At 64.5% G+C, this 14,786-nt stretch carries 16 protein-coding genes and 1 tRNA gene; all 17 read left to right on the top strand.

The window, feature by feature from the left end:
• The first annotated feature begins 74 nt into the window (after positions 1–74).
• The 17 genes from AB1281_RS02900 (at position 75) to AB1281_RS02820 (ending at position 14,771) form a co-directional block, all read left to right on the top strand.
• Positions 75–167: transfer RNA gene (locus AB1281_RS02900), tRNA-Ser, on the top strand.
• An 858-nt stretch (positions 168–1,025) separates the two neighbouring features.
• Positions 1,026–1,355, top strand: a complete 330-nt coding sequence (locus AB1281_RS02895) for a hypothetical protein (protein ID WP_164114918.1) — start codon at positions 1,026–1,028, stop codon at positions 1,353–1,355.
• 20 nt (positions 1,356–1,375) lie between these two features.
• Positions 1,376–2,407 (top strand): OmpA family protein, encoded by a 1,032-nt coding sequence (locus tag AB1281_RS02890; RefSeq protein ID WP_430345003.1) that lies wholly within the window; start codon positions 1,376–1,378, stop codon positions 2,405–2,407.
• Positions 2,408–2,944: 537 nt separating this feature from the next.
• Complete coding sequence (locus AB1281_RS02885) at positions 2,945–3,217, top strand: hypothetical protein (protein ID WP_014036176.1); 273 nt, start codon at positions 2,945–2,947, stop codon at positions 3,215–3,217.
• Between the two features lie 112 nt (positions 3,218–3,329).
• Positions 3,330–4,859, top strand: coding sequence for a pilus assembly protein TadG-related protein (locus AB1281_RS02880; protein ID WP_430345002.1), 1,530 nt, complete (start codon positions 3,330–3,332; stop codon positions 4,857–4,859).
• Positions 4,856–5,641 carry a hypothetical protein gene (locus tag AB1281_RS02875; protein ID WP_430345001.1) on the top strand — a complete coding sequence of 262 codons (786 nt, stop codon included), beginning with the start codon at positions 4,856–4,858 and terminating at the stop codon, positions 5,639–5,641. The genes AB1281_RS02880 and AB1281_RS02875 overlap by 4 nt, the downstream gene beginning before the upstream one ends.
• A 15-nt stretch (positions 5,642–5,656) precedes the next feature.
• Positions 5,657–6,472 carry a TadE/TadG family type IV pilus assembly protein gene (locus AB1281_RS02870; RefSeq protein WP_014036173.1) on the top strand — a complete coding sequence of 272 codons (816 nt, stop codon included), beginning with the start codon at positions 5,657–5,659 and terminating at the stop codon, positions 6,470–6,472.
• Positions 6,456–7,124 (top strand): hypothetical protein, encoded by a 669-nt coding sequence (locus AB1281_RS02865; RefSeq protein WP_430345000.1) that lies wholly within the window; start codon positions 6,456–6,458, stop codon positions 7,122–7,124. The genes AB1281_RS02870 and AB1281_RS02865 overlap by 17 nt, the downstream gene beginning before the upstream one ends.
• A 10-nt stretch (positions 7,125–7,134) precedes the next feature.
• Positions 7,135–7,320, top strand: a complete 186-nt coding sequence (locus AB1281_RS02860; protein WP_014036171.1) for a hypothetical protein — start codon at positions 7,135–7,137, stop codon at positions 7,318–7,320.
• Entirely contained in the window at positions 7,317–8,111 is a 795-nt protein-coding gene (gene cpaB, locus AB1281_RS02855; protein WP_014036170.1) for a Flp pilus assembly protein CpaB, read from the top strand. Before AB1281_RS02860 ends, cpaB begins: the two co-directional genes overlap by 4 nt.
• The gene (locus AB1281_RS02850; RefSeq protein WP_014036169.1) at positions 8,098–9,594 is read left to right on the top strand and encodes a type II and III secretion system protein family protein; all 1,497 of its coding nucleotides are present in this window, start codon (positions 8,098–8,100) and stop codon (positions 9,592–9,594) included. Before cpaB ends, AB1281_RS02850 begins: the two co-directional genes overlap by 14 nt.
• A gap of 13 nt (positions 9,595–9,607) precedes the next feature.
• On the top strand, positions 9,608–11,332 hold the full coding sequence (locus AB1281_RS02845) for an ATPase, T2SS/T4P/T4SS family (RefSeq protein ID WP_014036168.1): 1,725 nt from the start codon (positions 9,608–9,610) through the stop codon (positions 11,330–11,332).
• Positions 11,325–12,179, top strand: a complete 855-nt coding sequence (locus AB1281_RS02840; protein ID WP_014036167.1) for a type II secretion system F family protein — start codon at positions 11,325–11,327, stop codon at positions 12,177–12,179. The genes AB1281_RS02845 and AB1281_RS02840 overlap by 8 nt, the downstream gene beginning before the upstream one ends.
• Positions 12,176–13,066 (top strand): type II secretion system F family protein, encoded by an 891-nt coding sequence (locus AB1281_RS02835; protein WP_430344999.1) that lies wholly within the window; start codon positions 12,176–12,178, stop codon positions 13,064–13,066. Before AB1281_RS02840 ends, AB1281_RS02835 begins: the two co-directional genes overlap by 4 nt.
• Positions 13,067–13,076: 10 nt before the next feature.
• Complete coding sequence (locus tag AB1281_RS02830; protein WP_430344998.1) at positions 13,077–13,460, top strand: DUF192 domain-containing protein; 384 nt, start codon at positions 13,077–13,079, stop codon at positions 13,458–13,460.
• Entirely contained in the window at positions 13,457–14,143 is a 687-nt protein-coding gene (locus AB1281_RS02825; protein WP_197586992.1) for a TadE/TadG family type IV pilus assembly protein, read from the top strand. Before AB1281_RS02830 ends, AB1281_RS02825 begins: the two co-directional genes overlap by 4 nt.
• Position 14,144: 1 nt before the next feature.
• On the top strand, positions 14,145–14,771 hold the full coding sequence (locus AB1281_RS02820; RefSeq protein WP_188488043.1) for a hypothetical protein: 627 nt from the start codon (positions 14,145–14,147) through the stop codon (positions 14,769–14,771).
• The last annotated feature ends 15 nt before the right edge of the window (positions 14,772–14,786 follow it).

Here is a 14,786-nt window from a genome sequence, read left to right as displayed (position 1 = left end):
GGGTGCTTGTGAAGTGCCGCGCAGCCCGCTAGAATCTGCGCCCCTGCTGAGGCGTTTGCCGATGGCAGGGATCCGGAGAGGTGTCCGAGTGGTTGAAGGAGCACGCCTGGAAAGTGTGTAAGCGTCTAAACCGCGCTTCGGGGGTTCGAATCCCCCTCTCTCCGCCAGATAAATGAAGAAGCCGCCCTCTGGGCGGCTTTTTTATTTGGCTGGCGGAGAGCATCGGGCGAGAGAAGCCCTGCCGGGGTTCGACGGTTCTGCAGGAGCAGAACCGGACCGCCGCAGGCGGGTCCCGGTGCGCGACGCGCACCGGGATCGGGTGCATGGATGCACCCGACAATCCCCCTCTCTCCGCCAGATAACTGAAAAAGGCTGCCTTCGGGCAGCCTTTTTCAGTTATCTGGCTGGGGACGCGAAGTGCGCTGCACGCGCTTCGCCCCAAACGTTGCTGCGCAACGTTCGGGCCCCTCCCCTTGCCGGCCTCTCCCCGCCCCTGTCGGGGCAGCCCCTCAACAGAGGGGCTTGTTGCTCCAGATCCATCAGTGGATCTCCGCCATACGGGGATGCCTGACCGGTTGTACCTCGCAGAAGCCGCTGGCTGGGGACGCGAAGTGCGCTGCACGCGCTTCGCCCCAAACGTTGCTGCGCAACGTTCGGGCCCCTCCCCTTGCCGGCCTCTCCCCGCCCCTGTCGGGGCAGCCCCTCAACAGAGGGGCTTGTTGCTCCAGATCCATCAGTGGATCTCCGCCATACGGGGATGTCTGACCGGTTGTACCTCGCATCAGTAGATCCACGCCATGCGTGGATGCCGGGCCGGCCACCCCGCTTCCACGTTCGACGGCCGTCCAACGACAGGATCTGCCCCACGTCGCGGCACCCCGCCCCTCCTGTCCACGCCCTGACCACTGGCCGTGCCATCGCGATGCAACGACACGCTGGCACTCACTGCCTGTTGCTATGCTCGGGCCACAGGGGATTGATGCCCGCTAACGGGCCGGATGAGGAACATCAACATGCGGTATTTCATGACGAAGCTAGTGATCACCTCCGCCTTGCTGATCGGCAGCGGCACCGCAGTCGCACAAGGCGGCGGCGCGGCGCAGTTCGGCGCATTGGGCGGCACGCATGCAGGCAACGCCCTGGCGTGCGGCGCAACCCCGGAACAGGCGGCCAAGCTGCGTGCAAGCCACAAGGCACAGGCAAAAACCGTGTTCGGTTCCGAAGCAGGCTTCGACCAGGCCTATGACACGGCCGAAGCGCAGACGCAGAAGAAGATCACCGATGCCTGGAAGAAGGGCCAGTACAAGCCCACCAGCGAAGTCTGCAACGAACTGATGAAGCAGGTGCGTTCATGATGCAGAAGCACGGATCGACGATGTCCGCAATGCGTGCGAGCCTGTTGGCCGCCAGCCTGGTGCTGGCACTGGGTGCCTGCAAGCGCGCTGGTGAAGCGCCCGCAGAGGGTGGCGCCTCCTCGGCTACACCTTCCGGCGCCGCAGCCGAACCATCACCGCAGGCTGCCTCGGCCGCGGATGGAAGCCAGAAGGCCGCAGCCTTCAATGTTGCCGAGCTGCCCGTATCGCAGGCAACGATCGGCAGCTTCCCCTATCTCGGGCTGCCGCAGGGCTACGCCAGCCAGGACGTGGTGGACAGCGAGTTTGATCGCGTACCGTTCTGGACCGGTGATCGCGTGGAATGGATTGAAGGCAAGGTTCATTCTTCGGTACTGCAGAGCAGCAGCGATCACCCTTACTCGCAACTTGAGCTCAGCCGCAATGTGCAGAGCCTGGTCGAGGCCCTGGGTGGCAAGCGTATTTTCTCCGGCACCATTCCTGCCGATGCATCGCGTGACATCGGCAACAGCAAGGCGGCGACCACCTATGTCGGCGGCATCGGTGATATCTACAACGAACCCGCAGAAACCTATGTCATCCATCGCGAAGATCGCGATATCTGGATTCACCTGGGCTCGGGTGGAAATACCGGCGGCCTGCTCGTCGCAGAGACAAAGCCGGTGCAGATCACGGCCAAGGTCATTGAAGCCGACAGCCTGAAGCAGGCACTGGACAGCAGTGGGAAGGTGTCCATCCAGGTGAACTTCGCAACCGATGCCGCCGAGATCCTGCCCGATTCGGAACCGCAGATCGCGCAGGTCACCCATCTGCTGAAGGCAGACCCGCAGCTTCGTCTTTCCGTGGAAGGACACACCGACAACAGCGGCAGCCAATCGCACAACCAGACGCTCTCGCAGGCGCGTGCGGAGTCGGTACGCACGCGTCTTGTCGGCAGTGGAATCGCAGCCGATCGCCTGAGCGCGAAAGGCTATGGGCAGAGCCAGCCGGTCGCCGACAACTCAACCGAGGAAGGGCGTCGCGCCAATCGTCGCGTGGAACTGGTCAAGCGCTGATATCACGACGACGTTCCTGCGCTGAAGCGATACGAAAAAAGCACATGCCCTGCATGTGCTTTTTTCTTTTCCGCGCCGCACGGCCATCCGTCTCATCACGGATCCGGCGAAGTAAATGCATTCGAATCCATCGTTCGATTTGAATACGAACGAGGCTCTCCACGCAGCACCTGGCGCGCCAGAATTCCGACACACCCAGCCACCGGCGTGACATAAATGTGTCAGCTGAATGTTAATTTCCTTGACGAAAATGGGCGCATCTAGCTCAAAATTGATGCGTTTATGTGCAGACAATTGTTAATTTGTAGCACGCATCACATTTTCAAATATTTCATTGCATATCGGAAAAACCTGACTTGTATCGTCAATTTTCTGTCGATAGGCTTGGCCCCGTTCTCGAACGAGCGACAAATTTTCGACGAACCAGGGTGTGAGCTTCCTGTCTTTACCTCGCCCTGCCATTAATCAGGATCCCCCAGCGGACACGCCGAATATCCCGCACACCCGGGAGGATTCCTGCCATCAAGGAGGAAATACATGGAACGCAGCCGTCGTCACATCCGTTTTTCCCGTAAGCAGGCCGGTCAGGGCATGACCGAGTACATCATCATCACCGCGCTGATCGCCATTGCCGCGATCGGAGCCGTCACCTTCTTCGGAGGCACGGTTCGCAGCCAGGTGGCAGGCATGTCGAAAGAACTTTCCGGCCAGAGCGCGACGCAGTCGATCAACCGCGCCAAGAACCAGGCCAACAGCGCCCAGCAGGAAGCTGACAAGACCAAGGGCATGGACGCGTACAAGAACAAGTAATACCCCAGCCCTGGCGGCATGAAGCCGCCAGGGCCCTCCCAGCATAATCTCCCTGCGCGCACCGCACGCGGCGCGCGACGGGCAGCCATGGCCTCCGGCCCAGGAATTCGTTATGCGCAGCGCATTGGCTTTGGCACGAAGCCGTGCGGCCCGGGGCGTTTCCAGCCACCGAACGGTCGCCGGCCAAGCAATGGTTCTCGGGCTGGCACTCATTCTGGTTCTGTGCATCGGGATTGTCCTGCTGTTCAACACGGGGCAGGTGGTGAACAAGAAGGTGGAGCTGGTCAACGCGGCGGACGCAGCCGCCTACAGCGTTGCGATCCAGCAGGCACGCGCACTGAACTACGCGGCCTACATGAACCGTGCCCGGGTTGCCAACGAAGTGGCCGTGGCACAGACGATCAGCCTCTATTCGTGGCTGAACCAGATGCACACCACGTCGATCGTCATCCGCACCACGCTGGATGTGCTCTCCGCCATTCCCTACATCGGCGTGGTGTTCAAGGCACTGGCAACCGCCTTCAAGGTCGCCGAACGCATTCTCAAGGGCACCCGCCAGGCGTTCCAGCCTGTCGCGCAGGCGGCCATCATCGCCATCGACAAGCTCAACATGATGTTCGCTGCTTCGGTGCAGCTCGTCATTGAAGGCGTATCGCGGCTGGACAGCTACACCATCGCCAAGGATGTGCTGCAGCGGAACTCACCGCAGGCGCAACTGGGCACCATCGGAACCGCGGTGCTGGGCACGCAGCTGGCCACGGCCGAGAACCGGCTGCTGCAGCGCTACAGCATTCCCCGCACCGCCAACGGTGGCTCGGCCACGCAGCGCCAGGGTGCCGACCGCTTCCGCAATGTGGTGATGCAATCGCGTGATGGCTTCAGCAAGAGCCGCAGCGATGATTTCCTCGGCTTCCTGGTGCAGTCCGGCGGCACCGACATGGTCGACTACAACCGATGGGCGGCGCTGGACACCATGGCGGTCGAGCTTCCGCTGCCATGGCCGCTTCCTGATATCGACATTCCGGTCGGCTGGGGCGGTGCGCAGGCCGTGGAAAGCTATCGCAACCAGCGCTTCCTCAATGGCTTCGGCAACGGCAACGGCTGGTACTCGGACTGGGACCGCCGCCGCTACCGCCCGTATGGCGAAGCGGTGCGCCGCAATCGTGGCGCGGCGTGGATTGTCGACCGCAGCCAGGATGCCAACGTGCGCTTAGCCAATGGCCAGCATCGCAAGGCCTTCTTCACCGGCTACAACGGCCTGCGCGACTATCACGACGTCAAGGCCGGGCAGGCGCTGCAGCCCTACGCCGAGAATGATCGTGACCGCGACAAGGTCGGCCCGGTCTTCACCATCTATGCCGAGACCGCCGGCACCAGCGCGCGCACCACCTCCGGCGCCGGCATCGGCACTCCGGCGGGCTCGCAGATGGAACTGCCGGACAAGATGGCCAACAACAAGATCGCCGCACTTTCCTCCGCGCAGGTGTTCTTCGACCGTCCGGTGCAGCTGCGCATGTTCAGCCGCGATGACCGCAAGCGTGAAACCGGAAACCTGTTCAGTCCTTACTGGCAGGCACGACTGGTCAAGACCGATGCCACCACCAAGGCTGCCCTGGCGGCAGCCGGAGCCCTGATGCCATGACGTTTGCTGTATTCAATCGCCTGCACCTGTCGATCGCCACACTGCTGATCAGCGGCTGTGGCAGCGCGGCGGACAACGGCGAGCCGGCCGCAGCCAAAAACATGCCCGGCATCCATCTTGACCAGATTGCCGAGACCCTGGTGGATGGCCGCAATGCGGCACGCACCAGCTACCAGCAAGCACTGAGCGACTGCCAGGCGGCCGGGCTGCCGACTCGCGCGCTGGATGACGCCGACGTCGCCCGCCTCGGGACCGTCCGTTACGAAGCCTGGCTTTCCAGCAAAGAGGAAGTGTTCCGTACCCGCGAGTGGCGCCTGCTCAACGATGGCCCGTCGACCAGTTGCCAGTTCCGGCTGGAAGCCACCGGCCTGCAGGAGACCCAGAGCGCCTCCGGCCTGGAGCAGGTCGATCTGGCAACGGGAGAGCGCAGCCAGTCCCCTGCCGACAGCGACGGGCTCGCCCGCTTTGCCGCCGAAGCCGACGAAGGCACCGCCTCGCCGGGCTTCCAGCGCGCGGGCAACCGCAGGGTCGCCGGCCAGCCGTGCAACGCGTGGAAAGACGAGAACGGACGGTTCAGCCAGTGCGTGTGGTCGGCCGGTGCCGGCTGGGGCTTCACCCCCGGCGCGCTGAACGACTACCGGCCAAGCCGCTACGCCATTGTCCTGGAACAGGAACCCCTGGACGGCAATGGCACCCGCCTGACCACGCAGCGCATGACGGTGGGCCAACCCTTTGAACGCGGCGACCTCGAGGTACCGCGCGAACCTTCCTCCCAACGATGACCTGCTGAGGTAGCCATGGACAGGGAACGCCCATTCCGAGGCGCGCGGCGCCAGCGCGGCCAGAGTCTCACCGAAGTCGCCGTGCTCTGCGCCGTGCTGGTGCCGATCTTCCTGCTGATCCCGATCCTCGCCAAGTACATCCACGCCCGCCAGGCCACCCAGCAGGCCGCGCGCGCGATCGCCTGGGAAGCCACCGTATCGCCGGACTACAAACTGCCGGCCAGCGGACGCCAGCGTGATCTCGCCGTCGACCGCTACTTCGGGCGTGCCAACGACCCCATCGTCAGCCAGGCGCAGACCGGCGCACGCGATGCCGCCGTCGGCGACGTACTGATGAACACCTTCTCCAACCAGCCGCTGGTGCGGCGCGGTGACCTTGCACTGGTCTCCTACACCAGCACGTCGGCAGGCGGCATGATGAAGAAGATCGGCGACGTGACCTCGATGTTCGGTTCGTTCCCGCCCAACCGCAACGGCCTGACCCAGGCCCAACTGCGGCTGGATGTGCAGGACCTGAAAAGTGCCAACGGCAGTGCGGCCGCGTACCTGGAACCCTTCGATTCCCTGGGCCTGAAGCTGCAGGCCACCCATGTGGTGCTGGCCGACCCCTGGAATGCCGCCGGTTCAGGGCTCAAGGTCAACTCGTCACGCTCGGTGATCGCGCAGGTCAAGCCGTTGGTGCCGTCCCAGCACATGGCGGGCATCGCCAAGGCCTTTGACGGCCTCTCCGGCATCCCGATGATCGGGACGCTGAGCAGGCTTGATCCCGGTTACATCGCACCCGACGTGGTGCCCGTCGACAAGTTGCCCGCCTATGCGCCGTCGCGTTGACCTGCTGGCGGCACTGGCCGCGCTGCTGTTCGCCTGGCCTGCGCTGGCCGCGTCCTGGCCCGACATCCCCGAGCCCGGGGGCGCGCAGAGCGAGTGGGTGGCCAAGGACATGCTCTACAACGGCCTGCCCATGCGCATCTCGCGCTTCACGTCCACGTTGCCGGTGTCGTCCATCGTCAGCTACTACAACCGCGAATGGCCCGGGCAGACCGTGATCAACGAGGTCGGTGGCAAGACCGTGATCGGCCATGCGCACGGCGAGTACTACGTGACCATCGAGGTATCGGCCAAGGGCAGTGGCAGCCAGTCGCAGATCGGCATTACACGCCTGCTCAAGCGCAAGCCCGATGCGGCGGCCGGCGCTGATTTTCCGAAGCCGTCCGGCACCCAGGTGATCAATGACATCTCCTACCTGGATACGCCCGGGCGCAGCCTGTCCATGGAAAGCACGCTGTCTCCGTTCCAGACCGATGCCTTCTACGCCAGCCGCCTCCCCGCGGACGGCTGGAGCCGCAGTTCCGGCCCTGCCGGGTGTTCGATGATCGCGCTGCAGTGCGTGGTCCGCTACAGCAAGGGCAACCAGGAAATGACCATGACCTTCAACCGGCACGAGCAGGGAACCTCGATTGTCGTCAACCAGTCGCAGCACTGAGACCACCGCCATGAGAAAACGCATTCCACCGTCCCTACGCCGCCAGCGCGGGGCCGCACTGATCGAGTACGCCGTGGTCGCTTCCGTCGGTGTCCTGGTCCTGGTCGCCGAGCCGAACATCGTGCTCGAGCTGATCGCTTCACTGCGCAAGGCGTACCAGGGGTTCACCTACATGCTGTCGATGGGAGTCGTATGAAGGCGCTCCCGCTGAAAGCCAACCGCAACGTCGTCTTCATCATCATCGCCCTCGCCCTTGGGCTGTTCGCGGCCCTGGTCGCCGTGCGCTACGTGCAGAAGGCGGTGAACGAGCGTGCCGCGCCGCCGGTGGAAATGGTGCCGGTGGCCGTGCCCAAGACCGACATGGAACCGGGCAGCATCGTCACCGTTGCCGACCTTGCAGTGCGCGAAGTCCCCGCCGACCTGCCGCCTGCCGATGCGATCACGCCGGACAATGTGTCCGAGTACAGCGGCCGCATGCTGCGCGCGCCGATCCGCGAAGGTGCACCGCTGGGTGCCAGTGCACTGGTACCGCTGTACGACCAGTTCTCACGCGTGATCGCCAAGGGCAACGTGGGCTACACCCTCCAGGTGGACGAGACGAACTCGATCTCCGGCATGATCGCCCCCGGGGATCACGTCGACATCCTGCTGACCGTCGAGCAGGAACAGACCGGCGCCCGGGTGCTGCCGCTGCTTGAGGACATCAACGTACTTGCAACCGGCAACCGCGTCGGCGAGACGCCGGCCTCGGAAGACCAGCAGGGCTATTCGAACATCACCCTGGAACTGACACCGGCGCAGGCGCAGCGACTCACGGTCGCCGCCAAGGCGGGTTCGATGCGGGTGATGCTTCGCCAGGTGGAGGATCGTGGTGCGTTCGGCCTCAGTGGCATGACGCAGAGGGAACTGCTCGGCAACGGCACGCAGGGTCGTGCTGGCGTGCAATTCATCATTGGGGGCAAAGGGTCGACGAATGCGCAGCAATAATGGAATCCGCAGCCTCATCGCCGCCACCGCGGCCATCGCTGTTGCCACCGCACCACTACTCGCCGTGGCACAGACCACTGGCACCCAGCTGACCCCGGTACCGATTACGGTCGCACCGCGCCCCGCCGTCCAGGCACAGCCGCAGGCAAGCACCAACCATGCACCGGTACCGGGCGGGCAGAGCGCCTTCCCGGCGCCGGTTGCCGATCCCGCCTATCGCACCAGCGCATCGGCCATGCCTGCGGTGCCGCTGCCCACCCGCGCCCGGATCTATGCCGGCCAGGCTGCGGTCTACACGCTGCCCAGCGGACTCAAGCGCGTGGCCGTCGGTAGTGGCGAGATGCTCGAAGTCACCAACGTCGGCCCGCGTGACCTGATCATGATGGGCATGAAGCCCGGCTCCACCACGGTTCACCTGTGGCTGCAGAACGGCAAGCAGCTGCAGGTGCAGGTGGACATCTCCGAGAACGATGCGGTCAGCCTGGCCGAAACCATCCGCACCCTGCTGGCCGATGTGGAAAAGATCAACGTGCATGCGGTCGCCGACCGTGTGGTCATTACCGGCCAGGACATCAACCCGGGCATCGGCAGCCGCATCGATGCGATCCAGAAGATCTATCCGACGGTGCTGAACTTCACCACCGCCGACCCGGTCGGCATGCGCCCGATGGTGCAGATGGACGTGAAGATCATGGAGTTCGACAGCAATGCGCTGGAAGAACTCGGCATCCAGTGGGACAACGTGATCCGCGGCCCGGTGGCCGGCATCGTCAAGGATTTCACCAACAACAACTACTACCGCATCAACCCCGAACAGAGCCCGGCCAACGGCGTGCTGTTGCCGAACAAGCTGCAGGGAACCCAGGCCTTCTTTGGCATCGCCACGCAGATCGGCTCGGCGATCAACCTGATGATGAACAAGGGCAAGGCGTTCCTGCTGGCCTCGCCTCAACTCAGTGCGCGCAGCGGCGGGCAGGCGAAGTTCCTGGCTGGCGGCGAAGTGCCGATCCCGGTTCCGCAGGGCTTCGGCCAGGTCACCGTCGACTACAAGGAATACGGCATCAAGCTCGACATCGAGCCACTGGTCAACTTCAACGAGGACATCTCCACCCGCATCCTGGCCGAGGTCAGCCGTGTCGATCCGACAGTGACCGTGCAGGGCGTTCCGGGCTTCACCACCCGCCGCACCGAGTCGGAAATCAACGTCCATGCTGGGGAAACCATCGTCATCTCCGGGCTGATCGACTCCAGCGCGCAGCAGGATGCCAAGCGCCTGCCGCTGCTGGGCGATATCCCGATCCTGGGAAAGCTGTTCCGCTCCGATGGCTTCCGCGGCAACCGTACCGAGCTGGTGATGTTCGTTACTCCGCGCGTTGTGACGCCGGGCTCGCAGGAAAACCTCGATGGCCTGGAGCGTGCGCGACAGATCCAGGAACGCGGCCAGCAGGCCATGCCGCGCCGGAACAAAGATTTCGTGCAGTAACCGGAGCCGTCGCATGTTCAACATCCTCATCGACACACCCAACCGCGACCAGCGACGTGTCCGCTGCCTGCACCGTGAATGCGGGATCGGCCGTGGCGACGGCAACCTGGTGGTGCTGCAGGGTTGGAGCATCGCCCAACGCCATGCGGCGCTGAAGCGCGAGGACCAGGGCATCTTCATCGAGAGCCTGGGAGGCCGCTCGCCGGTACTGGTGAATGGCGAACAGGTCAAAGGCAGCCGTGGCCCGCTCACCAGCCGTGACCGCGTGCAGATCGGCGACTACCTGCTGCAGGTGGTGGACGACGACCCGCCGGCCGAGCCCACCGCCGACGCCGGCAGTTTCAATGCGGGCGCGGCCAACGATGCGCCGGTGGACTCCACGCCCGCACCGGCACCCGCACCGGCGCAGCCATCCAGCGAACGCCAGTTGGCACGACCGGAGCAGCTGCCGCCGGACATGGCCGTCTATCGTGCAAAGCTGCATGCCTCGCTGGTCAAGCAGATGGACCTGCGCCGGCTCGACGTGCGCAGCATGGACGATGAGTCACTGCGCAACGCCACCATCAAGCTGATCGATGAAGTGATGCAGCGGGAGTTCTCTGAGCTGCCCAAGACGATCAACCCGCGCAGGCTGGCCAAGGAAGTGCTCGATGAGGCCATCGGCCTGGGCCCGCTGGAAGACCTGATCGACGATGCGACGGTGACCGAAATCATGGTCAACGCGCACGATCAGATCTTCATTGAACGTGCAGGCCGGATCGAACGGTCCCCGATTGTTTTCACCAGTGACCGCGCGGTGCTGTCGGCCATCGAACGCATCGTGACGCCCCTTGGTCGCCGCATCGACGAAAGCTCGCCGATGGTCGATGCGCGGCTGAAAGATGGCTCCCGCGTCAACGCCATCATTCCGCCGGTGGCGCTGCGCGGCCCGAGCATCAGCATCCGAAAGTTCGCCAAGCGCAAACTGGAAGGAAAGGACCTGCTCACGTTCGGCTCGCTCAGCCAGCCGATGCTGGAGTTCCTGATCGTTGCGGTGCGCGAACGGCGCAACATCGTCGTTACCGGCGGCACCGGCTCCGGCAAGACCACCCTGCTCAACATCCTTTCCAACTTCATTCCCGATACCGATCGCATCGTCACCATCGAGGATGCGGCCGAACTGAAGCTCGTGCAGCCCAACCTGGTCGCCCTGGAAGCGCGTCCTCCCAACATGGAAGGCAAGGGCCATATTTCCATCCGCGACCTGGTGCGCAACGCGCTGCGCATGCGCCCGGACCGCATCGTGGTCGGCGAGTGCCGCGGCGGCGAAGCACTGGACATGCTGCAGGCCATGAACACCGGCCACGAAGGATCGCTGACCACCGCCCATGCCAACAATCCACGCGAGGCGCTGTCGCGCCTGGAAGTGATGGTCATGATGTCCGGCATGGAGCTGCCGATGACGGTGGTGCGCGAACAGATCTCGTCCGCAGTGGACCTGATCGTGCACCAGAAGCGCTTCCCCTGCGGTTCGCGCAAGGTCAGCCACATCACTGAGCTGACCGGCATGGAAAGCGGCACCATCCAGCTGCAGGATGTGTTCCTGTTCAAGGCCCGTTCCAGTGCCGGACGCGATGGCAAGGTGGTGGGCGAATTCGTCGCGACCGGTGCAGTGCCGGAGTTCTATGAAGAGCTTGCCGAGCGCGGCGTCGCGGTTGACCTGGACATCTTCCGCACCGGGGGACGGCGGAATGAGTGACATCCTGCTGATCGCCCTGCTGTGTTTTGCCTGCGTGACAGGCTCGGTACTGCTGCTGGCGCGTGCCAGCTCCGGCTTCATGGACCGCTACCGCGCCAACTTCATGGACCAGGCGCGGGTCAATCTGGCCGACATGTTCCTGTTCGTCGATCCGCGCGTGCTGTTCAGGACCAATGTCCTGATGCTGCTGGCGATTCCCGTGCTGCTGTGGATCGTCACCGGCGGCAACCTGCTGCTGCCGATCCTGGCCCTGATCCTGCTGGCCGTAGCGCCCCGCAAGATCTACCTGTGGCTGAAGCAACGCCGCCTCGACCAGATCCAGCAGCAGTTGCCCGACGGCCTGCTGATGCTGGCCGGCAGCCTCAAGGCCGGCGTCGGCTTCAATCCCGCGCTGGAAGCACTGGCCCATGATGGCCTGCCTCCGCTGGCCCAGGAGCTGGCACTGGTGCTGCGCGAGCAGCACATGGGCGTGCGCACGGAGGAGGCGCTGGACAACTTCGCCGCCCGTGTACCCATCGCCGACGTGAAGCTGTTCGTGGCCGCCGTCAGCATTTCGCGCGAGGTCGGTGGCAATCTCGCCGAAAGCCTGTCCACGCTCGCCGAAACGCTGCGGCGCAAGCTCATCATGGAAGGCAAGGTCAAGGCGCTCACTGCGCAGGGGCGCCTGCAGGGCATCGTCATGGCGATGCTGCCCGCCGGCCTTGTCGGCTTTCTCGTGCTGTTCTATCCGGAAACGATGAACCCCATGTTCCACACCTTCATCGGCTGGTGCGTCATGGGCCTGATCGGGGTACTGGAATACCTCGGCTACCGCATGTGCCGCAAAATCATGACGATCGACATATGAACGCCCTGCTCATCCTGGTCGCACTGCTTGCCGCTGCCGCTGTAGGGCTGCTTGCATTCGCGCTGCGCGGACTGGTGCAGTCGGTCGAGGTGGACCAGCGCAACTACCAGGATCCGCTGCCGCTGCTGCTGCGCATCCTGTGGCCATTGATCACGGTCGCTACGCGCCTGGCCGGGCCGCGCCTGTCCTCGGCGCAGCTGGAGCGCGCGCACCGCAGCCTGCAATCGGCCGGCCAGGACTTCGTGCTGTCGCCGGAAGAACTGTATGGCGCGCGCATCGTTTCCGCCGCCGTGGCCAGCTCATTCCTCTTGTTCACCATCATCCTGCTGGGCCGGTTCGGATTCGGCTCCGTGCTGATGGCCCTGGCGTTCGGCGCGCCCTTCGGTTGGATGTATCCCACGTTGTGGCTGGGCGAACGGCGGAAGGCACGCTCCAAGCACGTGGTCCGCGACCTGCCCATCTTCCTCGACTTCATCACCATGGCCGTCGAGGCGGGCCTGAACATCACCGGTGCGATCGAGCAGTCCGTCGACAAGGGGCCGCCCGGACCACTGTCACAGGAGTTCTCGCGCATGCTGCGTGATCTGCGTGCGGGTCTTCCGCGCGCCGAAGCACTGCGACGCATGTCCGATCGCGCCGACATCTCCCAGTTGACCAGCTTCACCAGCGCCTTGATCCAGGCCGACCGGGTGGGTGCCAGCCTCAGCGACACACTGCGCTCGCAGGCCATGCAACGCCGCGAAGAGCGCTTCCTCCGCGCCGAGAAGCTGGCGCTGGAAGCACCGGTGAAGATGATGCTTCCGCTGGTGCTGTTCTTCTTCCCGCTGATCTTCGTCGTCCTGGCCTACTTCATCTTCCTGCAGATGAAGCAGCAGGGAATCCTGTGAGGCCCCGCGCATGAGAACCGGCGCCCTGATCCGCGACCAGCAGCAACTGCTCAGCTGCGTCTGGCATGCCGATCGCTGGCACCAGCGGCTGCGCGGCCTGCTGTTGCGCGCGCCACTCCAGCCCGGGCAGGGCCTGCTGATAACCCCCTGCTCGAGCGTGCACACGCTGGCGATGGGGTATCCGCTCGACCTGTTGTTCCTGGACCGCGATCAGCGCGCCGTTGGCTGGCGCGAGGCCGTGCGCCCCTGGCGCGGCGCCTGGTGTCGCGGCGCCTACTCCACGCTGGAAATGCCGGTGGACAGCCTCAGGCATATCGCTCCGGCGCTGGGCGAAACGTTCCAATGGTGCCCTTCTCCACCTGCGGCACCGCCACCCACGAGGGCGTTGCAATGAAGCACATTCGCTCGTCCATCCGCGGTCAGCGCGGCCAGTCGCTGCTTGAGTTCTGCATCGTGGTTCCGGCCTTCATCTTCCTCATCCTGGTCATCTTCCAGTTCGTCCTGATCTATCGCGCCAAGTCGCTGCTGGATTTCGCCACGCTGCAGGCCGCACGTGCCGGCGCGGTCAGTGGTGTCAGTCATTCGGAGATGCGCAGCGCGCTGGAAATGGCAATGGCTCCGTTGTACGCCACCTCACCGGATGCCGCCGGTGCCGTCGCCGCCCGCGCCAAGGTCGCCCTGCTGTGGAAGAACCCGTTGCTGTCGCCGAAGATCGAGGTCATCTCGCCCAGCCGCGCCGCGTACAACGAATTCCGCGAGCGCCAGTTCGATGGGCGCTATGCATTGCCGAACGACAACCTTGCCTTCCGCGATGCGCGCGTCGGCAGCAGCCGTGTCAGCGTGCAAGACGCCAACATCCTCAAGATCAAGGTCACCTATCCGATGCCCCTGATCGTTCCCTTTGCCGACCGGGTGATCGCCGGTCTTTCGGATCTGGTCAGCGAAGGCGACAGTTTCCGCCCGGCCTCGATGCTGATCGAGGACCCGATCACCGGCCATCGACGCATGCCGATCGAGTCCTATGCGATCGTCCGCATGCAGAGCCCCGTGCATGACAGCAACAACCTGGCGCGCTGACATGCGGATGCTGCTGGCCAGCCTGTTGATGGCAGCAACCTGGACCACGGCCGCGCAGGCCACGGACGCAGCAGACAGCGAACCTCCACAGGCGCGATTGCTGGCGCGCGCCTACGGCCTGGGCCCGCTCGGTCCCAGCGCGCCTGGCGGTGAGGTCGAGGTCGAGATCCGCTTGCGCGGGCCGGCCATCCGCATCGACTTCCGCGGCAGCAATGCGCCTGATGCATGGCTGACCACTCAAGGCCAACGCGGCCGGGCATGGTTGGTAAGCGAACGTGGCAACTACACGCTGCCGGTCGCCGACGCCAGTGGGCCCTACTGGTACGACCCCGCCGCCCCATGCCAGACGATCGGCGGGCGCTGCTCACCGGCTCCGGGCGAGTTCATCCTGGGCCGCCTCGCTGCCGGCTGGCGCTATGACAACGCGCACGGCCCCGATGGCACCACCTCCGGCACGTTGTGGATCGATACCCGCACGGGCCTGCTGCTGGGCTACCGCGGACGCACCGGCAACCAGCGTACCGAGCGCGGCCTGCGTGTTACCGAGGTCGCTTTCGATGAAGTGCCCTCGAGCCTGTTCGACCCGCCCGCCGGGTTGCGTCGACGCAAGCAGGATGCGGCGAACTGAGTGGCCTGAGCGACG

It is taken from the genome of Stenotrophomonas sp. NRRL B-14846 (assembly GCF_050473585.1).
Lineage (GTDB): Bacteria > Pseudomonadota > Gammaproteobacteria > Xanthomonadales > Xanthomonadaceae > Stenotrophomonas.
This window is presented reverse-complemented; position numbering and strand designations above follow the sequence as displayed.